A 23,871-nucleotide genomic window follows, 5' to 3' on the forward strand; every position below is an offset into this window, starting at 1 on the left:
AGCGCTGTCATCATTCAGAGAACAATGCTAACAGCCCCCGCGGGAACGGTTGCCGTCGATGTGACGTACTGACGGGGCCGGAATGGAGAGGCTGAATGACTGAACTCGTTGCCGTCGATATCGGGGGGACCAATGCCCGCTTCACCATCGCGACGGTGAAGGACGACGGTGCGATCGAGCTGGGCGAGGTGGTGACGCTGCCCACCCATGCCTATGCCAGCCTGCGCAGCGCGTGGGAGGCGTTTTCGGAGAAGGTCGGCCGGCCGCTTCCCAAGGACGGCGCGATCAGTTTCGCCGGTCCGGTCGACGGCACCGTGCTCAAGCTCACCAACAGCCCGTGGGTGCTGCGGCCCGAACTGATCCCGTCCGCGCTCGGCCTCGACCGTTACGAGCTGGTCAACGATTTCGGCGCGGTCGCCTATGCGGTGAGCCGCGTCGGCCCCGAATATCTCCGCCACGTCTGCGGGCCGGACGTGCCGCTGCACAAGGAGGGCTCGATCAGCATCGTCGGCCCCGGCACCGGACTTGGCGTGGCCCTGCTCCACCGTGGCAGCCGCGGGCACATCACCGTCATCACCACCGAGGGCGGCCATGTCGATTTCGCTCCGCTCGACAAGCTGGAGGACCAGATCCTGCAGCGCCTGCGCGATCGCTACCGCCGCGTCTCGACCGAGCGGATCGTCGCCGGCCCGGGCCTCGTCAATCTCTACGAGGCGCTCGCCGCGATCGAGGGGCGGAACGTGCCCCACGATATCGATGATAAGGAACTTTGGAAGCTCGCGCTGTCCGGCTCCGACGTGCTGGCCTCGGCGGCGCTCGACCGCTTCTGCCTGTCGCTGGGATCGGTGGCGGGCGACCTCGCACTGGCGCACGGCGCGTGGAGCGGCACGGTGATCGCCGGCGGCGTCGGCGTGCGCATCGCGGATCACCTGCCGATCTCGGGCTTCGCCGGCCGCTACACCGCCAAGGGGCGGTTCGAGGCGCGCATGGCGCAGATTCCGGTGAAGCTCATCACCCACCCGCAGCCGGGGCTGCTCGGCGCGGCCGCGGCCTTCGCCGAAAAGCACTGCCGATAATCGCCTTCGCAGGTGCAGCATAGGCCTTGCGCCGCTCCTCCAGCGGCGTAAGGAAGCCCGAATGGACGGGACGACTCCCGACGCGCAGATGGCGCCCCACGTCGCCGCCGCCGGCCCGCACGCCGGCGTCGGCTTTCGCGAGTTCGTTGCCCTGGTGGCGGCGATGATGGCGATGAACGCGCTCGCCATCGATACCATGCTGCCGGCGCTGCCGCAGATCGGCGGTTCGCTCGGTATCACCGACGAGGGCCAACGGCAGTGGATCATCACCGCCTATCTGCTGGGCTTCGGCGGAGCGAACATTCTCTATGGCCCGGTCTCGGATCGGTTCGGGCGGCGGCCGATCCTGCTCGGCGGCATGGCCTTCTACGCGCTCTTCTCGCTGGGCACGGCGATCACACCCACCTTCGAGCTGCTGCTCGTCTGCCGCGTTATGCAGGGTGTGGCCGTCGCCGCAACCCGCACCGTCACCGTGTCGGTGGTGCGCGACTGCTATGGCGGGCGGCAGATGGCGCGCGTGATGAGCCTCGCGATGATGGTGTTCATCATCGTGCCGGTACTCGCCCCATCTCTCGGCCAGGTGCTGATGCTGTTCGTGCCGTGGCGCGGCCTGTTCTGGGCCTTGTGCCTCTACGGGGTGGTGGTGGCGGCCTGGGCTGGGCTGCGCCTGCCCGAGACATTGCATCCCGAATATCGCCGTCCGATCGCGCTCGGTTCGATCATGGCTGGCATACGCCGCAGCCTGACCGAGCGACAGGCGCTCGGCTACATGCTCACCCAGACGGTGATCACCAGCGCGATGTTCGGCTTCATCAACTCGGTCGAGCCGATCTTCGCCGACGTGTTCCACAGGCCCAAGCTCATGCCCGCCGTGTTCGCCGCGATCGCCAGCATGATGGCGGTCTCTTCGCTGATCAATTCGCGCATCGTCGAGCGGCTGGGCACGCGGCGCGTCTCGCACGGTGCCCTGCTGGGGTTCATCGCGATCGAACTGGTTCACCTCGCCATCGCCATGTCGGGGCACGAGACGATCCGCAGCTTCGCGCTGTGTCAGGCACTGGCGATGTTCTGCTTCGGCCTGTCGATGGGCAATTTCGGCGCGATGGCGATGGAGCCGCTCGCCGATGTGGCCGGCACCGCCGCCTCGCTCCAGGGCTTCGTCACGACGTCCGGCGGCGCGCTGCTCGGCTTCGCGATCAGCCAGAGCTTCAACGGCACCACCGTGCCGATGACCGCCGGCTTCGCTCTGGCCGGCTTGGCCGGGCTGGCGATCATCCTGGTGACCGAGGGCGGACGCCTGTTCCGCCCTCGCATGGGTGCCTGAGACCTCAGTCCGCGAACAGCAGTGCCGGCACCTCGATCAGTTTGCGCACCGCCTGGATGAACTTCGCCGCGTCCATGCCGTCGACCACGCGATGATCGAAGGACGAGGACAGGTTCATCATCTTGCGCACCTCGATGCGGCCGTCGATCACGACGGGACGCTCGACCATCTTGTTGACGCCGACGATCGCCACCTCGGGCCGGTTGATCACCGGGGTCGAGACGATGCCGCCGAGCGCGCCGAGCGAGGTCAGTGTGATGGTGGAGCCGGACAGCTCCTCGCGCTTGGCCTTGCCGCGTCGGGTGGCGTCGGCGAGGCGGACGATCTCGGCGGCGAGACCCCACACGTCATAGGCCTGCGCGTCGCGGATGACGGGGACGGAGAGGCCCGCGTCGGTCTGCGTCGCCATGCCGAGATGCACGGCGGAGTGGCGCTGGACCACGCCCGCCTCGTCGTCGAAGCGGGCGTTGACCATCGGGAAGTCGCGCGCCGCCTTGCTGATCGCGCGGATCAGGAAGGGCAGCATGGTGAGCTTGGGCCGCTCGCCGCGCGTCTCGTTCATCGCGGCACGCAGCGCCTCGACGGCGGTGACGTCCACCTCGTCCACGTAGGCGAAATGCGGGATGCGGCGCTTCGCCTCGGCCATGTTCTCGGCGATCCGGCGGCGCAGGCCGGCGACCTTGATCTCCTCGATCTCGTCCTCGCCGGCCGCGATCGGGGCGGCAGTGGAGCGCGCCGGGACAGAACCGCCGCCCTGATATTTCAGGAAGGCGTCGAGATCGGAATGCTTCACCCGGTCGCCGGCGGCGGGGTGGACGTCGCCAAGATCGACACCCAGCTCCTTGGCGCGCTGGCGCACGGCGGGGGAGGCCAACACCTTGCGCGTCTCTCCCCCGTTCGTGCTGAGCGAAGTCGCAGCACGGGCTTCAGGCGCCGCGCTCGCGGCCCGTCCTTCGACAGGCTCAGGACGAACGGTGTCCTGTGGGGCGGGCGCTGCCACCGGCTCTTCCTCCGCAACCGGAGCAGGCGCAGCCTCCTCGCCACCCTCGGTCTCGAACACCACGAGCGTCGATCCGATCGCGATCTGGTCGCCGACCGCGCCGGCCACCTCGATCACCTTGCCGGAGACCGGCGCCGCCATCTCGACGGTCGCCTTGTCGGTCATCATGTCGGCGACGGGCTGGTCCTCCTCGACCATATCGCCGACCTTGACGTGCCAGGTCACGATCTCGGCCTCGGCGATGCCTTCGCCGATGTCGGGGAGGCGGAAGTTTACGCGCGCCATGCGATCAATCCTTCATCACGCGCTTGAGCGCCTGGCCCAAGCGGACGGGTCCGGGGAAATAGGCCCATTCGAGGCTGTGCGGGTAAGGCGTGTCCCATCCCGTCACGCGCTCGATCGGGGCCTCGAGATGGTGGAAGCAGCGCTCCTGCACCTGCGCGGACAGCTCGGCGCCGAAGCCCGAGGTGCGCGTCGCCTCGTGGACGATCACGCAGCGGCCGGTCTTCTCGACCGAGGCGGCGATCGTCTCGATATCGAGGGGAACGAGGGTGCGCAGGTCGATGATCTCGGCATCGATCCCGCTTTCCTGCGCCACGCCCAGCGCGACGTGGACCATCGTGCCGTAGCAGAGGATCGTAACCGCCTCGCCGGCACGCACCACGGCGGCCTTGCCGAGCGGGATGTTGTAGTAACCCTCCGGCACCTCGGACGAGTCATGCTTGGACCAGGGCTGGACCGGGCGATCGTAATGGCCGTCGAACGGGCCGTTGTAGATGCGCTTGGGCTCGAAGAAGAGTACCGGGTCCGGATCCTCGATCGCCGCGATCAGCAGACCCTTGGCGTCGTAGGGGTTGGACGGGATCACCGTCTTGAGTCCCGAGACGTGGGTGAAGATGCCCTCGGGCGACTGCGAATGGGTCTGCCCGCCGAAGATGCCGCCGCCGAAGGGCGAGCGCACCGTGATCGGGCAGGTGAAGTCGCCGTTCGAGCGATAGCGCAGCCGCGCCGCTTCCGAGATGAGCTGGTCCATGCCCGGATAGATGTAGTCGGCGAACTGGATCTCCGGCACCGGGCGCAGGCCGTAGGCGGCCATGCCGATCGCGACGCCGATGATGCCGCATTCGTTGATCGGCGCGTCGAACACGCGGGTCTTGCCGTATTTCTTCTGGAGGCCCGCGGTGGCGCGGAACACGCCGCCGAAATAGCCGACATCCTCGCCCAGCACGGTGACGCCGTCGTCGCGCTCCATCACGACGTCCATGGCGGAATTGATCGCCTGGATCATGTTCATGCGGGTCATACGCCGGCCACCCTGCGTTCTTCGATGCTCTGCTCCATCTGTTCCTTCAGGTGCGGCGGCATTTCGGCGAAGACATCTTCGAAGATCGTCTCGAAGCCGTGGTTGAAGGCGGTGCCGGAGAGGGTGCCGAGCTTCTCGGCTTCCTTGCCCGCATCGCGGACCTGCGCCGTCACCTCGGCCTTGAGCGCTTCGTGGCTGGCGTCGTCCCATTCGCCGATCGCGATCAGGTGTGTCTTCAAGCGCTCGATCGGATCACCGAGCGGGAAGTGCTGGCCCTCGTCGGCGGGGCGGTAGGCGCTGGGATCGTCCGAGGTGGAGTGCGCCTCGACGCGATAGGTGAAATGCTCGATCAGGGTGGGGCCGTGGTTGGAGCGGGCGCGCTCGGCGGCCCATTCGGTCGCGGCATAGACGGCGAGCGCGTCGTTGCCGTCCACGCGTAGCGCCGCGATGCCGTAGCCGAGGCCCCTTGCGGCAAACGTCGTGTTCTCGCCGCCGGCAAAGCCCGCGAAGGAGGAGATCGCCCACTGGTTGTTGACGATGTTGAGCACCACCGGCGCGCGGAACACGCTGGCGAAGGTGCAGGCGGCATGGAAATCGCCCTCCGCCGTGGTGCCCTCGCCGACCCAGCTCGCCGCGATGCGGGTGTCGCCCTTGGCGGCCGACGCCATCGCCCAGCCCACGGCCTGCGGATATTGCGTGCCGAGATTGCCCGAGATGGAGAAGAAACCCGCTTCCTTGGCCGAATACATGATCGGCAGCTGGCGGCCCTTCAGCCGGTCGCCTGCGTTCGAATAGATCTGGCACATCATGTCGACCAGCGACCAGTCGCGCGCGATGAGCAGGCCCTGCTGGCGGTAGGACGGGAAGCACATGTCGTCGCGATCGAGCGCGAAGGCCTGGGAGACGGCGATCGCCTCCTCACCGGTGCACTTCATGTAGAAGCTGGTCTTGCCCTGCCGCTGGGCGCGGAACATGCGATCGTCGAAGGCGCGGGTCAGCGTCATCGCGCGCAGGATGGCGCGGATGCGATCGGGCTCGAGGCGCGGGTTCCATTCGCCGACGGCCTTGCCCTCGGGATCGAGCACGCGGATCAGGGTGAAGGGGTAGTCGCGCAGCGTGTTCGGCGCGGCGGCGATGTCGGGGCGGGCGACGCTGCCCGCCTCGGGAAGCGGCATGTCGTCGAACGACACCTTGTCGCCGGGCCGGTATTTCGGCTCGGGCACGTGGAGCGAGAGCGACCGCAGGTTGCGGCCCGGCTCGTCGGCCATTCCATCCTCCTCAACGGATCATCCGCATGACGACAAACGCCGCGCGAATCCGATCGGCTCCCTAGCGCTGCCCACCCGAGAGGAAAAGAGGGTATTGTAATTATGTTATGTTGCAGCGCAGCTTAATTACCCTTCTGTGAAACAGGCACAGCGAAGCTGCCGCGCTGCACAGAGGGGTTGCCGGACACCGCGCCGGGCGCCGCATTGGCGATCGGCGGGGCATTTTCCCAGCCGCCGCCGAGTGCCTTGAACAGCGAAACTTGCGCGTCGGCAACCTGCTGATCCGACTGGGCGAGCGCCGAGCGCGCCGAAGCGCGATCCTGCTCGGAGACCAGCAGGTTCAGGAAGTTGTCGCGCCCGGTATCGAAGCGGATGCGCGAGAGCTTGGCGGCATCGTCCGCCGCCGCCGCCGCGCGGGCGAGCGCCGCATTCTGGTCGAGCGCCGCCGAATAGCGGGCGAGCGCCTGCTCGGTTTCCTTGAGCGCGGTCAGTACCGTGCCCTGGAAGCTGGCCAGCGAGGCGTCGGTCTGCCCCCTTGCCTGGCGGATCTTGGCGGTCGCCACTGCGATATTCGGGAAGGTCCAGCTGATCAGCGGGCCGACCGAATAGCCGAACGAGGCCGACTTGCCGATGTCGCCGATATGCGGTGCACCCAGCGACAGCGATCCGGCGAGCGTCACCGAGGGGAAGAGCGCGGCGGTGGCGACGCCGATCCGCGCGGTGTCCGCGGCGAGCGTGCGCTCGGCCTCGCGAACGTCCGGCCGGCGAGCGAGGAGGGTGGCGCCGTCGCCGACCGGGATCACCGTCTTCACCTTGGGCACGATCCGGCAGGCCGACGCGTCGCCGTCGATCTCGGCCGGCGGACGGCCGGTCAGCGCGGCGAGGGCGTAGAGCTGGGCACGGCGTTCGCCCTCCAGCTGCGGCACCTGCGCCTTGGCCTGCTCCACCGTCACTTCCGCCTGGTCGACATCGCGACGCGTGCCGCGCCCTGCATCGAGCAGGCGCTGCGTCAGATCGCGGGTGTTGCCCTGCAGGCGCGCCGTCTCGCGCGCCACGTCGGCCTGCGCGGCATAGCCGCAGGCGTCGGCATAGCTTTGCGCGACCTGCGCGGCGATCGAGATGCGCGCCCCGTCGAGCGCGGCCTGCGCGGCCGCCGCATCGCCCCGCGAGGCCTCGATCGAGCGCGAGACGCGGCCAAACAGGTCCACCTCGTAGGACGCATCGAAGCCTGCCTGATAGTAGTTGAAGTCGTAGTGGCTGGGGCCGTTGCCGCCGCCGGTGGGGACGGTCGTCGTCGATCCACCCGTCGCGGTGCCGGCGCTGTCGCTGTCGGCGCCGACGCGGATGCGATTGTATCCCGCCGAGAGATCGGTGGTCGGAAGCCGCCCGGCCCGCGCCTCGCTGAGCACGCCGCGCGCCTTGCGCAGGTTGCCGGCCGCGACGCGGATGTCGGTATTGTAGGCGAACGCGTCCTGGATCAGCCGGTCGAGCGCCGGATCCTGGAACATCTCCCACCATTTGTCCGGCAGCGGCTGGCCCGACAGCATGGTCGACGCCTGCCCCTCTACGAAGGGCTGCTTGGCATCGGCCTGCACGACCGGAGGCTTGTAGTTCGGCCCCACGGCGCAGGCGGCGAGCGCCAGCGCGGGCAGGACGGCGAGGGGGCTGCGAAGGCGCATCATCTTAATAGCCTCCCTCGGTCACGGGCTCGCCCGGCTTCCTGCGCCGCCACGCCCGCGTCTTCTCCTGCACCTTCTCGCCGAGCATCTTGGTGATCACGTAGAAGCTGGGCGTGAACATCAGGCCGAAGAAGGTCACGCCGATCATCCCGAAGAACACCGCGACGCCGAGCGCCTTGCGCATCTCCGAGCCGGGGCCGTTGGAGATGACCAGCGGCAGCACGCCGAGGATGAACGCGATCGAGGTCATCAGGATCGGGCGAAGGCGCTGGTGGGCGGCGCGCTCGGCCGCTTCCCGGTGGCTGAGGCCGTCATCCTCGCCCTGGCGGGCGAACTCGACGATCAGGATCGCGTTCTTGGCGGCGAGGCCGACCAGCACGACGAGGCCGATCTGGGTGAGGATGTTGTTGTCCATCCCCATCAGCCCGACGCCGACGATCGCGGCCAGCAGGCACATCGGCACGATCAGGATCACCGCCAGCGGCAGGATCACGCTCTCATACTGGGCCGCCAGCAGCAGGAAGACGAACAGCACGGCGAGACCGAACACGTAGATGCCGGTATTGCCCGCCTGCTCCTGCTGATAGGCGAGGTCGGTCCACTCGAAGGTCATACCCTTGGGCAGGATCTGCTGGGCGAGGCCCGCCATCGTCTTGAGCGACTGGCCCGACGAGAAGCCGTGCGCGGTGTCGCCCTGCAGCTCGGCGGACGGATAGAGGTTGTAGCGCACCACGCGCCACGGGCCTGCGTCATTCTCCATCTTGAGCACGGCGGCCAGCGGCACGGTGCCGCCGCCGCTCGCGCGGGTCCGCAACTGTTCGATGTCCGAGCTCTGCTGGCGGAAGCCCGCGTCCGCCTGCGCGGTCACGCGCCAGGTGCGGCCGAGATAGTTGAAGTCGTTGATGTAGGTGGAGCCGAGATAGGTGCCGAGCGTCGAGAAGATGTTCTCCACCGGCACGCCGATCTGCTCGGCCTTCTCGCGATCGATGTCGGCGAACAGGCGCGGCGTCTTGGTGTTGAAGGTGGTGAAGGCGGCCTGGATGCCCTGCGCCTTGTTGGCGGCCATCATCATGCCGAACGCGGCCTTCTCCAGCGCCTGGTAGCCGGCACCGTTGCGGTCCTCGATCTCCATCTTCCAGCCGCCGCCGGTGCCGATGCCCGAAACCGGGGGGGGCGGGATCAGCAGGATGTTGCCGGCGGTGATCTGCGAGAGCGATTTGCGCAACTCGCTTGTCAGCGTCTCGATGTCGGCGCGCTGCGACTTGGCCTTGAGCGGCGTGAAAACCACGGCGGCGTTGGGAGCGGTGGTGAAGGTCGCACCGTCGAAGCCCGTAAAGGCGACGGTGCCTTCCAGCGCCGGATTCTGCAGCACGATCTTCTGCACCTGCTGCACGACCTGATCGGTCCGCTCGAGCGAGGTGCCCGGCGGCATCTGCACGACGCCGATCAGATAGCCCTGGTCCTGCGCGGGGATGAAGCCCGTGGGGGTCGCATAGAAGCGCCAGCCGGCGAGCAGGATCAGGCACACATAGGCGACGCCCATCAGCGACAGTCGCCGAACGAGCTTGCCGGTGAGCTTGCCGTAGCGATCGGACATGCGATCGAAGGTGCGGTTGAAGCCGTTGGCGAAGCGGGTGGGATAGCCGCGCCAGCCTTCCTTCACCCGTTGCTCGTGCGCGTGGGGCTTGAGCAGCAGCGCGGCGATGCTCGGCGACAGCGTCAGCGAGACGAAGGCCGAGATCGCGGTGGCCGACACGATGGTCAGCGCGAACTGCTGGTAGAACTGGCCCGAAATGCCCGGGATGAAGGCGGTCGGCACGAACACGCCGCACAGCACCAGCGCGATCGCGATCAGCGCGCCGGAGACTTCGTCCATCGTCTTGTGCGCGGCCTCGCGGGGGGTGAGGCCTTCCTCGGCCATCAGGCGCTCGATATTCTCGATCACCACGATGGCGTCGTCGACGACGATGCCGATCGCTAGCACGAGCCCGAACAGCGAGAGGTTGTTGAGGCTGAACCCGAACGCCTCCAGCACCGCGAAGGCGCCGATCAGCGAGATCGGGATGGCGATCAGCGGCACCAGCGCGGCGCGCCAGCTCTGCAGGAACAGCAGCACCACGATGCTGACGAGGATCAACGCGATGTAGAGCGTATGCTCCACCTCGTCGATCGAGGCCGAGATATAGTCGGTCGGGTGGTAGGCGACCTTGTAGGCCATGCCCGGCGGGAAGCTCTTCGAAGCCTCCGCCAGCGCGGCTTTCACCGCATCGGCCGTGGCGAGCGCGTTGGAGCCGGGCAGCTGCTTCACGCCCAGCATCGTCGCGTGCTGGCCGCTATAATAGCCGTTGGTGGTGTAATCCTGCGCGCCGAGCTCGATTCGCGCCACGTCGCGCAGCCGGGTGAGGCTGCCGTCGGTGCCGCGCTTCAGGATGATGTCGCCGAACTGCTCGGGCGTGGTCAGCCGGCCGAGTGCCTGCACGCCGAGCTGGAAGGCGGCGCCATTCTTGCCGAAGGGCGGTGCGCCGACCGAACCGGCCGCGACCTGCGCGTTCTGCGCCTGGATCGCCGCGACGATCTCGTCGACCGTCAGGTCGCGCGACTGGGCGAGATCCGGGTCGATCCAGATGCGCATCGCATAATCGCGCGCACCGATCTCCAGCGTGTCGCCGACGCCCTGGATGCGCTTGATCCGATCGGTCACCTGCAGGGTGACGTAGTTGGAGATGTATTGCTCGGACAGCGAACGATCGGGCGAATAGAAAGCGATCGCCATCAGGATGTCGGGCGAGTTCTTGCGCACCGTCACGCCGATGTTGCGCACTTCCTGGGGCAGGCGGGGCTCCGCCTCCGAAACGCGGTTCTGCACCAGCACCTGCGCCTGATCGGGATCGACGCCCTGCTTGAAGCTGATGGTCAGCGTCATCGTGCCGTCGCCGACCGAGGAGGACGACATGTAGATCATGCCCTCGACGCCGTTGACCTGTTGCTCGATCGGCACCGCGACGGTGTCCGCCAGCGTCTCGGCGGTGGCGCCGGGATAATTGGCGGTCACCACCACCGTCGGCGGCGCGATGTTGGGATATTGGGCAACCGGAAGCTGCGGATAGGAAATGGCACCGACGATCACGATCAGGATCGACAGCACCGCCGCGAAGATCGGCCGCTCGATGAAGAAATGCGGGAAGCGCATGGACGCGTCCTATCAGCCCGCCGTGGTGGCGGTGGAGGCCTGCGGCACGGTGACGGCCGGCGTATTGGGCGACGTATCGGGCGCGCGCGGCTTGATCACCGTGCGGGTCGGCTGCACCGGCATGCCGGGCTGCAGCGCCGCGATGCCGTCGAGCACGACGAGATCGGTGGGGGCGAGGCCGTCGCGGATCGCGCGCAGGCCCTGCACCTCCGGCCCGGTCTCCACCGTGCGCTGCACGACCTTGCCGTCCTGGCCCATCACGAACACCATCTTGCGATTCTGGTCCGCCGTGATCACCTCGTCTGGCACCAGCATCGCCTTGTAGGTGCCCGAGCCGAGCAGGCGCGCGCGGCCGAACATGCCGGGCGTCAGGAAATGGTTGGGGTTCTGCACCACCGCATGCGCGCGGATCGTGCCGGTGTTGGGATCGAGCGCGTTGTCGACGAACTGCATCTGGCCGTGCCAGTTGTAGCCGGTTTCGTCGGAGAGCTGGATGTCGACCGGATTGTGCGTGCTGCGCGAGGAGCCGCGCTGGCCCTGCTGCGCCTCGCGCAGATATTTCAGGTAGAAGCTCTCGGCGCCGTCGAACGAGAACCAGATCGGATCGAGCGAGACGACGGTGGTGAGCAGCGTGCTGTTCGCCACGACCTGATCGCCGAGCGACACGCGCTTGTCCGACACGCGGCCGGAGACCGGCGCGCGCACGGTGGTGAAGCTCAGGTTCAGGCGGGCATTGTCGGCGTTGGCGATGGCGGCCTGGAGGCTCGCCTGTGCGGTGCGGACCTGCGCCTGGTCGTTCTCCAGCTCTTCCTTGCTGACCGCCTGCACCTTGACGAGATCGGCCGAGCGCGCCGCCACGGACTTCGCGTTGGTCAGCGTGGCGCGGGCCGACGCGACCTGCGCCTCGGCCTGCTCCAGCGTCGCGCGATAGGGGCGCGGATCGATGACGAAGAGCGGCTGGCCTTCCCTCACGTCCTGTCCGTTCCGGAACAGCACCTGCGTCACCACGCCGGTGATGCGCGCCGACAGGTTGACGCTCTGCGGCGCCTCGAACTTGCCGACATATTCGTCCCAGTCGACCACGTCGCGGACCAGCGGGGTCGCGACGGAAACATGCGGAGTCGGCGGCCCGGGCGGTGCCTGATTCCCCTTGGAACAGGCGGCGAGCAGCGCGAAAGTGAAGACGGCAGCAGCGGTCCGGGTCATCTGGCCCCTTTCTATTGCGGTGCAGCAATAGTCCCTGTCGGTCGGATGGCAAGTTATTTTTTTACCGGTCGGTATGTTTTGCCACCGTGCCGAACCTGTATAGGGTCAAGCTGGCACCTTTGCTAGCCACCCCCCTTTATCCCGAGAGATGACAGCGTTAGACGGCGCAAACCCTAGGGAGATGCGAAGATGGCCGATGTCGATGCCCTGATGCGCAAGGCGCCGGTGATTCCGGTGCTGGTGATCGATCGGCTGGAGGATGCCGTGCCGATCGCCGAGTCGCTGGTGGCCGGAGGCCTGCCGCTGCTCGAAGTGACGCTGCGCACGCCGGTCGCGCTCGATGCGATCCGGGCGATGGCGCAAGTGCCGGGGGCGGTGGTGGGCGCCGGTACGGTGCTTAATCCGCAGCAGATGGACGACGCGCGGGGGGCGGGCGCCACCTTCATCGTCTCGCCCGGCCTCACCGCCCCGATGGCGAAGGCGGCGGCGGAGATGGACATCGATTATCTGCCCGGCGTCGCCAATCCGGCCGACATCATGGCCGGCCTCGATCTCGGCCTCACCCGGTTCAAATTCTTCCCGGCGGAGGCGATCGGCGGGCTGAAGGCGCTCAAGGCCTATGCCGGCGTGTTCCGCGACGTCCGCTTCTGCCCGACCGGCGGCATCACCGCCGAGACCGCGCCGCAATGGCTCGCGGAGCCGGCGGTGCTGTGCGTCGGCGGTTCGTGGCTGGTGCCGAGCGGCGCGATCGACGAGGCGGCGATCCGGCAGCGGGCGGAAGCGGCGGCAACGCTCAGGGCCTAGCCGCTGCGCTCCTGCTCCGCGCATAGGCGAAATAGACGACCAGCCCGATCGCGTTCCACACGAAGAAGCGCACCTGCGTGCCGACCGGCAGCGTCGCGAACAGCAGCAGGCAGCCGACCACGCCGATCACCGCCACCAGCGAAGCGGCCGGCACGCGGAACACCCGCTTCCGGCCCGGATCGCGCTTGCGCAGCACCACCATCGACACGCACACCGCCACGAAGGCGCAGAGCGTGCCCGCATTGGCCAGCGCCGCGATCTCGGCGAGCGGCAGGAAGGCGGCGATGGCCGCGACGATGATCGCGGTGCCGATCGTCACCGCCACCGGCACGCCGCTCTTTGGGTGGACCCGGCCGAGCCCCTCCGGCAGTAGCCGGTCGCGCGCCATCACGAAGAAAATCCGCGTCTGGCCGAACAGGAAGGCGAGGATCACCGTCGGCAGCGCGATGATCGCGACCGCGCCGAAGACCTTGGCGGCGGTCGTGCTGCCGAACGAGCGCAGGATCAGTGCCAGCGGTTCGGCCGATTGGGCGAAGCTCGCCACCGGCGCCGCGCCGATCGCGGTGGCGGCGATCACCATGTAGATCACCACGCACGCCGCCATCGATCCGACGATGCCGATCGTCATGTCGCGGCCGGGATCCTTGGCCTCTTCGGCGGCGGTGGAGACGGCATCGAAGCCGTAGAAGGCGAAGAAGATGATCGAGGCCGCGGGCAATACGCCGAGCTTGATCAGCTTGTCCGGATGGAGCGGGTCCGGCCCGGCATGGGGCAGCACGCCGTTGGGAAAGAAGGGGTGGAAGTTCGCCGCGTCGAAATGCGGCAGCGCCACGGCCACGAACATCGCCAGCGCCGCGATCTTGAGCGCCACGAGGATAGTGTTGAGCGTCGCGGACTCGCGCGTGCCGACCAGCAGCAGCCCCGCCACCACCGCGATGATCGCGACCGCCGGCAGGTTGATCACGCCACCGAGTTCCGGCCCGTTGGCGAGCGCCTTGGGGATGGTCCACCCCATGCCGTCCATGAAGCCGGTGAAATAGCCCGACCAGCCGACCGCCACCGTCGAGCAGACCACCGAATATTCGAGGATCAGGCTCCAGCCGACGATCCACGCGATCGTCTCGCCCACGGCGACGTAGGAGTAGGTGTAGGCCGATCCCGATTGCGGGATCATCGTCGCCAGCTCGGCATAAGCGAGCGCGGCGGCGGCGCAGACCAGCCCCGCGATCAGGAAGGACAGGATCACGCCCGGCCCGGCGAGGCCGGCGCCGGTGCCGATCAGCGTCAGGATGCCGGTGCCGACGATCGCGCCGACGCCGAGCGCCACGAGATGCGGCCAGCCGAGCGTGCGATGCAGCTTGTGCGCGGCGTCGGCGGGTGGCGCCTCGATGGGCTTGAGCGGACCCCAGAGGCTCATGCGATCATCCCGCCGAGCCGGTGAAATTGACAAGTTTGACACCCGCCACCGCCGAGGCGGAACGGTCTGTCGTGGTGGTCGCAAATGTTACGGATCGTCATGCGGCGACCGTGACAGACGAAATCCTACATGGGAAGCTTCGTCTTCGAGCAGGCCTGATCATCCAGAACCCGTTCGGCCTGAGGAGGGACTGAGCGCAGTCGAAGGCCCGTCTCGAAGGGCGTTGCGTGGCGCATGTGCTTCGAGACGCCGCTTCGGCAGGCTCAGCGGCTCCTCAGCACGAACGGCTTTGGAATAGCGGGTCAAAGTTCCGGCGGCCGCCCGATCGCGGCGCGGCCGATCGCCGGATCGTCGGTGAAGAAGCCGTCGATCCCTGCTGCGATGTAGGTCTTGATCTCAGCCAGCGATCCCGCTGGATTGCGGGCGTTGAGGCCATCGCCATTCTGGAAGTCGGCGGCGAGGAAGGTGTTTTCCGGGCGGAACGTCCACGGTTGCACCAGCAGCCCCGCCTTGTGCGCGTCCGCCGTCACCGGAGAGACGTGCGCCAGTCGCTTGTTCGGCCCGAGCGGAATGATCGTGCGCGTATCGGGCGCGAGGATGTCGGCGTAGCGGGCGATGTCGGCGAGGCCCGCAGGCTCCATCATCTGGTTGAAGGTGAGCGTACCGCCCGCCTTCACCACGTCGGCGGGGCGATCGTCGATGCCTTCGGTGAGCTGCATGAGCTGCACGTTGCCGGGCCGGCCGAGCTTCTGGCGGATATATTTGAGGTTCGCGATCTCGAATGACTGGATCACCAGCGGCCGCGTGCGGGTCTGCCAGTGGCGGCCCAGCGTATCGAGGAAGCGGTCCTCCATCGGCAGGCCCACCGAGGCGAAATAGGTGGAGTGCTTGATCTCCGGCACCAGCCCGATTGTGCGCCCGCGCGCGAGGCTCTCGGCGGCGCAGAAGTCGATCATCTCCTCCCACGTCACCAGATCGAACCAGCCGTCCATCTTGGCGTTCTCGGTGCGGATCTGGCCCAGCCGCTCCTTGGCGCGCAGGGTCTTCAGCTCGGCGAGCGTGAAGTCCTCGGTGAACCAGCCGACCTGCCTCTCGCCGTCCACCACCTTCCCGGTCCTGCGGCCGGCGAATTCCGGATGGGACGCGATATCGGTGGTCTCGACGATGTTGTTCTCGTGGCGGATGATCAGATGGCCGTCCTTCGTGGCGCACAGATCGGGCTCGATGAAGTCCGCCCCGTCCTCGATCGCCTTGGCGTAGGAGGCGAGCGTGTGCTCGGGCCGCAGCGCCGAAGCGCCCCTGTGGCCGTAGATCAGGATCTTTCGCTCCGGCGCCGCCATGGCGCGAGCCTGCCCCGCCGCGTTGCTCGCGACAAGCCACGCGGCACCGGTGCCGCCCAGCATCCGTCTGCGGCTGATATCCATCCGACGCCCCTTGCACGCTCCAACGAAGCGGATCGCTAGGCGCCCCATGCGACAGTTGCGTGACGCAGCCCCGCAGCAGCTTGGCCACGCGAAAACGTTGCAGACATGAATAGGAAAGACTCGCAATATCTTTGTTGACAGGAATGCGAGTCATTCGCATTAGCCTCGCCGAAACGATCAGAGACATCGAAGGGGCCGATCATGTCCGTATCCACCAAGCCCGCGCCGTCCGGCGCGCCCGCATTCCTGGCACTCGCCTGCGTCGGCGCGATCCTGACACCGGGGAGTGCATGGGCGGCCGATCCGGCTGCGCCGGCGACGGGCGATGCGGCCGGCGGCGGCACGGCGGATGCGGGCGAGGGCGGCAGCCATCGCGAGCAGTGGATCACGGTGAAGGGCACCTATGCCCGGCCCGACGTCGCGTCGGCCAAGTCGACCGCCTCGCTGCTCGACACGCCGCAGACCATCACCGTCATCGACAAAGCGACGCTGCAGAAGCAGAACCTGCTGACGCTGCGCGATGCGCTCACCACGCTTCCCGGCATCACCTTCGGCGCGGGCGAGGGCGGCGGCGGCTTCGGCGATTCGATCAACCTGCGCGGCTATTCGGCCAATACCGACATCACCATCGATGGCGTGCGCGACAGCGCCCAGTACAGCCGTACCGAGACCTTCGATCTGCAGCAGATCGAGGTCTATAACGGCGCCAATTCGGTGTTCAACGGATCGGGCTCGGTCGGCGGCACGATCAACCTCGTCTCCAAGTTGCCCGAAAAGCGGGACGAGACCGTGATCGGTGCCAGCGGCGGCACCGACGATTATTATCGCGCCACGCTGGATTCGAACATCCGCGTCAACGATCTCGTCGCTTTCCGGCTGAACGCGGTTTACCACCATAACGATGTGCCGGGCCGCGATGTCGAGCGCTACAAGCGCTACGGCGTGGCGCCCGCTGTCACCATCGGCATCGACAGCCCGACGCGCTGGACGCTGATGGGCTATTACCAGCATGACGACAACGTGCCGCAGTACGGCGTGCCGTATTTCCCGGCCTTGGGCGGCAAGCCGGACGGCATCCCCTACGGCCAGTATTTCGGCTATGCGAACGTCGATCGCCAGAAGCAGACGATCGGGCAGCTGACCTCGATCGTCGAGCATGATTTCGACGATCGCTTCTCGATCCGCAACCTCACGCGCTGGGAGGAGATCAAGCAGACCACCGTGGTCGATCCGCCGCAGGCGGGCGTCTTCCACCTCGGCGACATCTGCATCACCGGCGCGGCGCCGCTCGGCTATGTGCCGGAAGGGGCGGGCGGCACCTGCAAGTCGGGCAGCATCGTCGTGCCGGAGGGCAGCTACCTGCCCGGCGGCCCGCGCGGCAACCTGCGCGATACCCGCAACACGATGCTCTACGATCAGGTCGACCTGCGCGGCCGCGTGCAGACCGGCCCGGTCAGCCACGAATTCGTGCTCGGCGCCTCGGCCGCCTGGGAGCATTACAATCTCGATACCGGCAAGCTGTTCATGAACGCGGACGGCAGCAATCCGTACGCGGCGAGCGGCCTGCCGCAGATCATCATCGGCGGCGATCCGGTCGATTATACCGGACCGCTCAACTATGTCCGGTCGAGCAAGCCCTACGGCTCGCGCGACGACTATGCCGCCTACCTGTTCGACACCTCGCGCATCGGCGAGCTGTTCGAGGTGAATTTCGGGCTGCGCTGGGAGCATAGCGTCGGCGACTTCACCACGATCAACTACAACGTGACGCCGGGAGCCGCGTTCGAGACGATCAGCGCCAACATCCCGCAGCACACCAGCGACAATCTCTTCTCCTATCGCTTCGGCGGCGTGTTCAAGCCGACCCGATCGGTGAGCCTCTACGTCGCCTACGGCAATTCCAAGACGCCCTCGATCTCGACGGTCAACGGCGGCTGCACCACCGGCACGGTCGGCACCTCGACCTTCGTCAACTTCTGCGATTTCGCGCCCGAGAAGGCCAAGAATTACGAGATCGGCGCCAAGGCGGACCTGTTCCACCACCACCTGCAGCTGACCGCCGCTTTGTTCCGCAACGAGCGGCTCAACTTCCGCCTGCCCTCGACCGGGCTCGACGAGAGCGGCAACAGCGTCTCCGTGCAGGTGCCGGGCGGCAAGTCGCGAGTCGATGGCCTCGCGCTCGGCGCCAGCGGCAACATCACGCGCGCGTGGACGATCTTCGCCAACTACACCTATCTGAAGAGCAAGGTGATCAAGAGCCTGCCGGACGATTGCGAGGCGAACCCCACCGGCACGGCCGCCTGCAACACGCTGTATCTGGCCGCGCCCCTGCAGGGCGGTCCGCTGCAGCAGACGCCCAAGCATTCGGGCAGCCTGTTCACCACCTACCAGCTGCCCTTCGGCCTGCAACTCGGCTACGGCCTCACCTACGAGGGCAGTTTCGCGATCGTCACCAATCCGTCGGCGCTGATCGACGGGAAATATCCCAAGTCCAAGGACTGGCTGACCCATCGCTTCTTCGCGAGCTACCCGGTGACGCCCAAGCTGACCGCGCAGGTGAACGTGCAGAACTTCACCAACACGCATTATTACACCAGCATCCGCAACAACGGCTGGGCGATCCCCGGCGCGACGCGCTCCGCGACGTTCAGTCTGTTCTATAATTTCTGATGACTGCTCCCCCTCCCTGAAAGGGAGGGGGTTTGGGGGTGGGTCTTGGCGCGCGATACGGTAGAACCTGCGTTCATGACATCCGTATCGCAAGGCCAATGCCCATCCCAACCCCTCCCCGACAGGGAGGGGCTTTTCCGATGATGATCGAAATCCCCGCCGTCCTTGACGCTGGCGGCGTCGCCCGGCTGCGCGCGATCATCGATGCGGGCGAATGGGTGGACGGCAACGCCACCTCCGGCCCGCAGGCGGCGCTCGCCAAGCGCAACGAGCAGATCGCCGAGGACAGCCCGGCCCACCGCGAGGGCGGCGCGATGGTGCTGGAAGCGCTCGGACGCTCCCCGCTGTTCATCGCCGCGGCGCTGCCGGCCAGGATCTTTCCGCCGCTGTTCAACCGCTACGCCGGGGGCCAAGGCTTCGGCACGCATATCGACAACGCCATCCGCATGAAGCGCGGCACCGATTTCCGCATCCGCAGCGATCTCTCGGCGACGCTCTTTCTCTCCGATCCCGACAGCTATGACGGCGGCGAGCTGGTGATCGAGGGCAGCTTCGGGCGCCAAGCGGTGAAGCTGCCGGCCGGGCACATGATCCTCTATCCCGCCTCCAGCCTGCACCAGGTCGAGCCGGTGACGCGCGGCGTGCGGGTGGCAAGTTTCTTCTGGCTCCAGTCCATGGTACGGGACGGAGAGGCGCGGCGCCACCTGTTCGAGCTCGACCAGTCGGTCCAGACGCTCGCCGCCGAGCGCGGGCAGGACGACGCGACGGTGATCCGGCTGACCGGCCTCTATCACAACCTGCTGCGCCGCTGGGCGGATACCTGATTCTCTCTCGTGATTTGCGATTGACTATCAATATCTATCATGCCAGCGGGACCGAATACGGAATCGCGGGTAAGGGGCGTATCGCATGGCCGGCAAGCAGGCGTGGCGGAAGGCGTGGTGGCAGGTCCACAAGTGGCTGGGCCTCGCGCTGATGATCCTGTTCGTGCCGCTCGGCCTGTCGGGCGTCGTGCTGGCGTGGGACGATGCGATCGATCACGCGCTCAACCCGCAGCGTTACGCCGCGCACGGGGCCGCGACGCTGGCGCCTTCCGCTTATGCCGCCGCGGCGAGCGGGGCGCTCGGGCCGGGCGTGCTGGTCTCGCAAATCCGCTATCCCAGGAAGGATGGGCCCGTCGTGGTGACGGCGATGGCCTCGTCGCGCGGCGACCACAAGAAGCATGATCAGGCGGGCGGCGGCGGACAGCAAAAAGGCGGCGGCATGCCGCGCGCGACCGTCTGGCTCGATCCGCAGAGCGCGCGGGTGCTGGATGTGCAGAAGGCGGATGGCGGCCTGATCCGTATCGCGCACGATTTTCACGGCAGCCTGTTCGTGCCGGGCGGCGGCCTGGGCCGCGCGCTGGTCGGGTTGCTCGGAGTCGCCATGTTCCTGATGGCGGTGGGCGGCATTTGGCTGTGGTGGCCGCCGGTCGGCGGCGTGCTCAAGGGCTTCCGCTGGCGGCGGGGGGACCGGAAACTCGACACCAACCTGCACCACCTCGCCGGCCTCTGGATTGCGCTGCCGCTCGCCGCGCAGGCCTTCACCGGCATCTGGATGAGCTGGCCGCAGATGATGGCGACGGTCGGCCTCGCGCCGGCCCGCACCGGCCCGATGGAACGCGCGCGGATGATGCCGGCAGCGGACACGACGCTCACCGCCGATCAGGCGCTCGCCGACGCGCGGGCCTCAATGCCGGGGCAGCCGTCGATGATCGCATGGCCGGTCGGCGGCAGCGGCCAGTGGCGCGTGACGATCGGCCGGAGCGAGATGCTGGTGGACGACGCCACCGGCGCCGCCAGCCCCGCGCCGCCGCGCCCCGGCAACGGCCTCGCCATGGCGATGCGCCACTATCACGACGGCACGACGCTGGGCACGCCGTGGCGGGTGCTGATGATCCTCTTCGGCCTGTCGCCGACACTGCTGGCGATCACCGGCCTGACGATGTGGCTGCGCGGCCGGCGCTGGCGCAAGGCGGCGGTTGCGCGCAAGGGCCGCGTGCGCGAGCCCGTCGCCGCCGCCTGAGCCTCAGGCTTTCTTCGGCCCGCTCGCCGCGAAGGCGGCGCCCTGCGGATCGGTCGCGACGACGATCCACGCGCCGCCCGGCACCTCGTGCGGTCCGCGCTGGATGGTGCCCCCGGCATCGGCGATCCGCTTCGCCGCCGCGTCGATGTCGTCGACGGTGATGTAATAGAGCCAGGCGGGTGCCGGACCGGGCACCGACATCATGCCACCGACATGCACGCCGTTGACCGTGAAGGTCTGGTAGGTGCCCATGTCGCCCATATCGACGGCGATCTCCTTCGCCCAGCCGAACAGGCCGGAATAGAAGCGCCACGCGCCTTCCCAGTCGGAGGTGGTGAGCTCGTGCCAGCCGATCGCGCCGGGCGTCTCGGGCGAGATGTCCGGCTGCGGCTCGCCCGCGCCCTTGAAGATCATGAACAGGGCGCCCTGCGGATCGGCGCAGACGGCGAACCGCCCGACCATGGGGATGTCGTCCGGCCCGTAATGCACCGCGCCGCCGGCGTCCTTCACCTTCTCCGCCATCGCATCGACATCGTCGACGCCGATATAGCCGCGCCAGCTCGGGCTCTGGCCCTGCATCTCGGGCATGATCGCTATGAAGCCTGCGACGCCGCGCGTGCCGGCATTGGCGATGCGATAGTCCATGCCCGGCAGGCCCGAGGAGACGATGTCCCAAGCGCCGCTAACGGTCTCGTAGAAAGCCCCGGCCTCGTCGAGATCGTTGGCGGCATATTCGTACCAGACGAAATCACCTTGCTTCATGTCGTCCTCCCTCGTTGCGGTGAGCATAGACCCGGCAGCAGTCCGCTCAGTGACAGGCCGCTTTTGGCGATGCGCTTTCATATTCGTCGTGGCGGCGCACGAAGTTCATCGTCGCGTCCTCGTTGCGGCCCTTGGGCGCGCGATCGAGGATCATCAGCGTGCCGATCCAGTCCTCGATGCCGCGCGCATAGGCGGAATAGGTGTGGAAGACGGTGCCGTCGGAATCCTTGAAGAAGGCGCTCATGCCCGGGCTCTCGGTGCCGTCGTCGCGCACCTCGATGCCTTCCTCGGCGAAATTGTAGTCGATGCGGCCGCTGGCGAGCTGCTCGGGCGTCCACGACACGTGATAGTCGTAGTTGAAGTCCGATCCGTGCGACGATGCCCACGGGAAGCGCCAGCCCATGCGGCCTCTGTAGGCCGCGATCTTCTCCAGCGGCGCGCGGCTGATCGCGGTGAGCGTCACGTCATGGTTGTTGAGGTGCGCGAGCGTGCCGTCGAACGTCTCGGCCAGGAAGGAGCAGCCGGGGCACCCCGCCTCCCAGTCCGGCGCCAGCATGAAGTGATAGACGACGAGCTGGCTGCGCCCGTCGAACAGATCGGCGAGGCTCTTCTGGCCGCTCGGCGTCTGGAAGCGATAATCCTTGTCCACCTTCACCCACGGCAGGGCCAGCCGCTCGGCATTCACCGCGTCGCGCAGATGGGTCTCCTCCTTCTCGCGGGCGAGCAACGCGCGGCGTGCCTCCAGCCACTCCTCGCGCGATACGACAGCATGATCGGTCACGGCTTCCTCTCCTCGGATGCGACTCGGGAATGCTTGACTTGATATGTTGGTATCAACATATCTCATGGCATGTCAAAGACGGTGCCGTTCGAGACCACCATCGAGGTGCGCGACGCCTGTCTCTGCCTGCATGCCCAACGCGCGGCGCGGGCGCTCGCGCGGCGTTTCGACGTGGCGCTGAGACCGGTGGGCCTGACCAACGGGCAGTTCTCGCTGCTGATGGCGCTCAATCGGCCGGCACCGCCACCGATGGCGCCGGTCGCGCAGTTGCTGGCGATGGACCGCACCACGCTGACCGCCATGCTCAAGCCGCTCGAACGGCGCGGGCTGGTCGAGGTGAACGCCGATCCGAAGGACCGCCGCAACCGCCTGATGGCGCTTACCGATGCGGGGCTGGAGGCCCTTGGGGCGGCCGTGCCGATCTGGCGTGCGACGCATCATGAGGTGGAATCGAAGCTGGCCGATGCGGATGCATTGCGGGTTGGGCTGATTGCACTTTGCTGACTCGCTCGACCATCGTCTAGCTTGCTGGAATCAGGGGCAAACCATAGTGAGGCGGCGTTCCGGGGGAAGATGCCGGTCGCCGCGACCCTGAGCCGGGGGGACAGTCGATCGCGCGGCCGGCATCTTGACGGACTTGCCATCTTCCAGCGTTGTCATACATGCTGCGGTGCAACCAGCCGGAGCGCCGCATGACCTTTCCCAAGCCGACGACGCACGTCCATCCCGCGCTGGTGATTGTCGCGCTGGCGGTGGGCGGTTTCGCGATCGGCACGACCGAATTCGCCTCGATGGCGCTGGTCCCCTATTTCGCGCGTGGCCTCCATATCGACGAGCCGACCGCCGGGCACGTCATCTCGGCCTATGCGCTGGGCGTGGTGGTGGGCGCGCCGCTGATGGCGGTGATCGGCGCCAAGCTCGCGCGGCGCACCCAGCTGATCGCGCTGATGCTGTTCTTCGCGCTCGGCAACGGGCTGTCGGCGATCGCCCCGAGCTACGGCTGGATGCTGGGTTTCCGCTTCCTCGCCGGCCTGCCGCACGGCGCCTATTTCGGCATCGCCGCCCTGGTGGCGACCGGGCTGGTGCCGCCCGACCGCAGGGCGACGGTGATCGGGCAGATCTTCCTCGGCCTCACCGCCGCGACCGTGATCGGCGTGCCGGCGGCGAGCTGGATCGGGCAGGCGGTCGGCTGGCGATCGGGCTTCGCGATCGTCGCCGGCCTCGCGCTGCTGACGGCGGCGCTGGTGGCGATCTTCGCGCCGCGCGATGCCGCGCATCCTGATGCCAGCCCGCTGCGCGAGCTCGGCGCGTTGAAGAACGGGCAGGTGTGGCTGCTGCTCGGGATCAGTGCGATCGGTTTCGGCGGGCTGTTCTGCGTCTACACCTATCTGGCCACGACGCTGACCGACGTGACCCATGTCTCGCCGGGCTTCGTGCCGGTGGTGCTGGCCGTGTTCGGGCTGGGTATGACGGCGGGCAATATCGTCATTCCCTGGTTCGCCAACCGCGCGCTGATGCCGACCGGCGGCGGGCTGCTGCTCTTCTCGGCGGCGACGTTGCTCGTCTTCCCGCTGGCGGCGCCGAACGTCTGGCTGGTGATGGTCGACGTGTTCCTGATCGGGCTCGGCGGTTCGCTGGGCGTGGTGCTGCAGCCGCGCCTGATGGACGTGGCGGGCGACGCGCAGCAGCTGGCGGCGGCGCTCAACCATTCCGCTTTCAACACCGCCAATGCGCTGGGACCGCTGCTCGGTGGCCTCGCCATCGACGCCGGCTGGGGCTGGACCTCGACGGGGCCGGTGGGCGCTTGCCTCGCGCTGGGCGGCTTCGCGATCTGGGCGGTGACGGTGTGGGACGACAAGCGGCGGGCGATGAAGGTAGCAATGGCTTAAGAGCCTTCTCCCGC

The 23,871-nt window shown here is 67.6% G+C and carries 18 protein-coding genes; 8 read left to right on the plus strand and 10 right to left on the minus strand.

Annotated elements, in window-relative coordinates:
* Positions 1-95: 95 nt before the first annotated feature.
* Positions 96-1,076 (plus strand): glucokinase, encoded by a 981-nt coding sequence (gene glk / locus HZF05_RS12565; protein WP_160366703.1) that lies wholly within the window; start codon positions 96-98, stop codon positions 1,074-1,076.
* A gap of 61 nt (positions 1,077-1,137) precedes the next feature.
* On the plus strand, positions 1,138-2,400 hold the full coding sequence (locus HZF05_RS12570) for a multidrug effflux MFS transporter (protein WP_160366704.1): 1,263 nt from the start codon (positions 1,138-1,140) through the stop codon (positions 2,398-2,400).
* 4 nt (positions 2,401-2,404) lie between these two features.
* Here HZF05_RS12570 and HZF05_RS12575 read toward each other — a convergent pair whose 3' ends face one another.
* From HZF05_RS12575 to HZF05_RS12600, 6 genes are all read right to left on the minus strand, one after another.
* Positions 2,405-3,685: a dihydrolipoamide acetyltransferase family protein gene (locus HZF05_RS12575; RefSeq protein WP_160366705.1), complete on the minus strand. Its 1,281-nt coding sequence runs from the start codon at positions 3,683-3,685 to the stop codon at positions 2,405-2,407.
* 4 nt (positions 3,686-3,689) lie between these two features.
* Positions 3,690-4,694, minus strand: coding sequence for an alpha-ketoacid dehydrogenase subunit beta (locus HZF05_RS12580; protein WP_160366777.1), 1,005 nt, complete (start codon positions 4,692-4,694; stop codon positions 3,690-3,692).
* A 5-nt stretch (positions 4,695-4,699) separates the two neighbouring features.
* On the minus strand, positions 4,700-5,971 hold the full coding sequence (locus HZF05_RS12585) for a 3-methyl-2-oxobutanoate dehydrogenase (2-methylpropanoyl-transferring) subunit alpha (RefSeq protein WP_160366706.1): 1,272 nt from the start codon (positions 5,969-5,971) through the stop codon (positions 4,700-4,702).
* Between the two features lie 122 nt (positions 5,972-6,093).
* Positions 6,094-7,653 (minus strand): efflux transporter outer membrane subunit, encoded by a 1,560-nt coding sequence (locus HZF05_RS12590; RefSeq protein ID WP_160366707.1) that lies wholly within the window; start codon positions 7,651-7,653, stop codon positions 6,094-6,096.
* 1 nt (position 7,654) lies between these two features.
* Positions 7,655-10,840, minus strand: coding sequence for an efflux RND transporter permease subunit (locus HZF05_RS12595; RefSeq protein WP_160366708.1), 3,186 nt, complete (start codon positions 10,838-10,840; stop codon positions 7,655-7,657).
* Positions 10,841-10,852: 12 nt separating this feature from the next.
* Positions 10,853-12,046, minus strand: a complete 1,194-nt coding sequence (locus HZF05_RS12600; protein WP_160366709.1) for an efflux RND transporter periplasmic adaptor subunit — start codon at positions 12,044-12,046, stop codon at positions 10,853-10,855.
* 189 nt (positions 12,047-12,235) lie between these two features.
* Between HZF05_RS12600 and eda the strand changes: the two genes are divergently transcribed.
* Entirely contained in the window at positions 12,236-12,850 is a 615-nt protein-coding gene (eda, locus tag HZF05_RS12605; RefSeq protein WP_160366710.1) for a bifunctional 4-hydroxy-2-oxoglutarate aldolase/2-dehydro-3-deoxy-phosphogluconate aldolase, read from the plus strand.
* Here eda and HZF05_RS12610 read toward each other — a convergent pair.
* Both HZF05_RS12610 and HZF05_RS12615 read right to left on the minus strand, forming a co-directional pair.
* Positions 12,840-14,267 carry an amino acid permease gene (locus tag HZF05_RS12610; RefSeq protein ID WP_160366711.1) on the minus strand — a complete coding sequence of 476 codons (1,428 nt, stop codon included), beginning with the start codon at positions 14,265-14,267 and terminating at the stop codon, positions 12,840-12,842. The two genes, eda and HZF05_RS12610, sit on opposite strands and share 11 nt — an antisense overlap.
* 302 nt (positions 14,268-14,569) lie before the next feature.
* On the minus strand, positions 14,570-15,691 hold the full coding sequence (locus HZF05_RS12615; protein WP_160366712.1) for a glycerophosphodiester phosphodiesterase family protein: 1,122 nt from the start codon (positions 15,689-15,691) through the stop codon (positions 14,570-14,572).
* Positions 15,692-15,892: 201 nt separating this feature from the next.
* Between HZF05_RS12615 and HZF05_RS12620 the strand changes: the two genes are divergently transcribed.
* From HZF05_RS12620 to HZF05_RS12630, 3 genes are all read left to right on the plus strand, one after another.
* Complete coding sequence (locus HZF05_RS12620) at positions 15,893-18,361, plus strand: TonB-dependent receptor (RefSeq protein ID WP_160366713.1); 2,469 nt, start codon at positions 15,893-15,895, stop codon at positions 18,359-18,361.
* A 140-nt stretch (positions 18,362-18,501) separates the two neighbouring features.
* A complete protein-coding gene (locus HZF05_RS12625) occupies positions 18,502-19,185 on the plus strand; it encodes a Fe2+-dependent dioxygenase (RefSeq protein WP_160366714.1) in 684 nt (227 codons plus the stop codon).
* 85 nt (positions 19,186-19,270) lie between these two features.
* Positions 19,271-20,425, plus strand: a complete 1,155-nt coding sequence (locus HZF05_RS12630; protein WP_160366715.1) for a PepSY-associated TM helix domain-containing protein — start codon at positions 19,271-19,273, stop codon at positions 20,423-20,425.
* A 3-nt stretch (positions 20,426-20,428) separates the two neighbouring features.
* Here HZF05_RS12630 and HZF05_RS12635 read toward each other — a convergent pair whose 3' ends face one another.
* Together HZF05_RS12635 and HZF05_RS12640 are read right to left on the minus strand one after the other, a co-directional pair.
* Positions 20,429-21,187: a VOC family protein gene (locus HZF05_RS12635; RefSeq protein ID WP_160366716.1), complete on the minus strand. Its 759-nt coding sequence runs from the start codon at positions 21,185-21,187 to the stop codon at positions 20,429-20,431.
* 46 nt (positions 21,188-21,233) lie between these two features.
* Positions 21,234-21,968: a DUF899 domain-containing protein gene (locus HZF05_RS12640; protein ID WP_343046886.1), complete on the minus strand. Its 735-nt coding sequence runs from the start codon at positions 21,966-21,968 to the stop codon at positions 21,234-21,236.
* A 69-nt stretch (positions 21,969-22,037) separates the two neighbouring features.
* Between HZF05_RS12640 and HZF05_RS12645 the strand changes: the two genes are divergently transcribed.
* Positions 22,038-22,472 carry a MarR family winged helix-turn-helix transcriptional regulator gene (locus HZF05_RS12645; protein WP_160366718.1) on the plus strand — a complete coding sequence of 145 codons (435 nt, stop codon included), beginning with the start codon at positions 22,038-22,040 and terminating at the stop codon, positions 22,470-22,472.
* A 188-nt stretch (positions 22,473-22,660) separates the two neighbouring features.
* Positions 22,661-23,857: an MFS transporter gene (locus HZF05_RS12650; RefSeq protein ID WP_160366719.1), complete on the plus strand. Its 1,197-nt coding sequence runs from the start codon at positions 22,661-22,663 to the stop codon at positions 23,855-23,857.
* Positions 23,858-23,871 lie beyond the last annotated feature (14 nt).

Origin of the sequence: Sphingomonas chungangi, assembly GCF_013778325.1 — a bacterium.
GTDB lineage: Bacteria > Pseudomonadota > Alphaproteobacteria > Sphingomonadales > Sphingomonadaceae > Solisphingomonas > Solisphingomonas chungangi.

Bases quoted from the DNA above. Each gene is read 5' to 3' on its own strand.
- glk (WP_160366703.1), top strand. From the start codon at position 96: ATGACTGAACTCGTTGCCGTCGATATCGGGGGGACCAATGCCCGCTTC.
- HZF05_RS12570 (WP_160366704.1), top strand. From the start codon at position 1,138: ATGGACGGGACGACTCCCGACGCGCAGATGGCGCCCCACGTCGCCGCC.
- HZF05_RS12575 (WP_160366705.1), bottom strand. From the start codon at position 3,685: ATGGCGCGCGTAAACTTCCGCCTCCCCGACATCGGCGAAGGCATCGCC.
- HZF05_RS12580 (WP_160366777.1), bottom strand. From the start codon at position 4,694: ATGAACATGATCCAGGCGATCAATTCCGCCATGGACGTCGTGATGGAG.
- HZF05_RS12585 (WP_160366706.1), bottom strand. From the start codon at position 5,971: ATGGCCGACGAGCCGGGCCGCAACCTGCGGTCGCTCTCGCTCCACGTG.
- HZF05_RS12590 (WP_160366707.1), bottom strand. From the start codon at position 7,653: ATGATGCGCCTTCGCAGCCCCCTCGCCGTCCTGCCCGCGCTGGCGCTC.
- HZF05_RS12595 (WP_160366708.1), bottom strand. From the start codon at position 10,840: ATGCGCTTCCCGCATTTCTTCATCGAGCGGCCGATCTTCGCGGCGGTG.
- HZF05_RS12600 (WP_160366709.1), bottom strand. From the start codon at position 12,046: ATGACCCGGACCGCTGCTGCCGTCTTCACTTTCGCGCTGCTCGCCGCC.
- eda (WP_160366710.1), top strand. From the start codon at position 12,236: ATGGCCGATGTCGATGCCCTGATGCGCAAGGCGCCGGTGATTCCGGTG.
- HZF05_RS12610 (WP_160366711.1), bottom strand. From the start codon at position 14,267: ATGAGCCTCTGGGGTCCGCTCAAGCCCATCGAGGCGCCACCCGCCGAC.
- HZF05_RS12615 (WP_160366712.1), bottom strand. From the start codon at position 15,691: ATGGATATCAGCCGCAGACGGATGCTGGGCGGCACCGGTGCCGCGTGG.
- HZF05_RS12620 (WP_160366713.1), top strand. From the start codon at position 15,893: ATGTCCGTATCCACCAAGCCCGCGCCGTCCGGCGCGCCCGCATTCCTG.
- HZF05_RS12625 (WP_160366714.1), top strand. From the start codon at position 18,502: ATGATGATCGAAATCCCCGCCGTCCTTGACGCTGGCGGCGTCGCCCGG.
- HZF05_RS12630 (WP_160366715.1), top strand. From the start codon at position 19,271: ATGGCCGGCAAGCAGGCGTGGCGGAAGGCGTGGTGGCAGGTCCACAAG.
- HZF05_RS12635 (WP_160366716.1), bottom strand. From the start codon at position 21,187: ATGAAGCAAGGTGATTTCGTCTGGTACGAATATGCCGCCAACGATCTC.
- HZF05_RS12645 (WP_160366718.1), top strand. From the start codon at position 22,038: ATGTCAAAGACGGTGCCGTTCGAGACCACCATCGAGGTGCGCGACGCC.
- HZF05_RS12650 (WP_160366719.1), top strand. From the start codon at position 22,661: ATGACCTTTCCCAAGCCGACGACGCACGTCCATCCCGCGCTGGTGATT.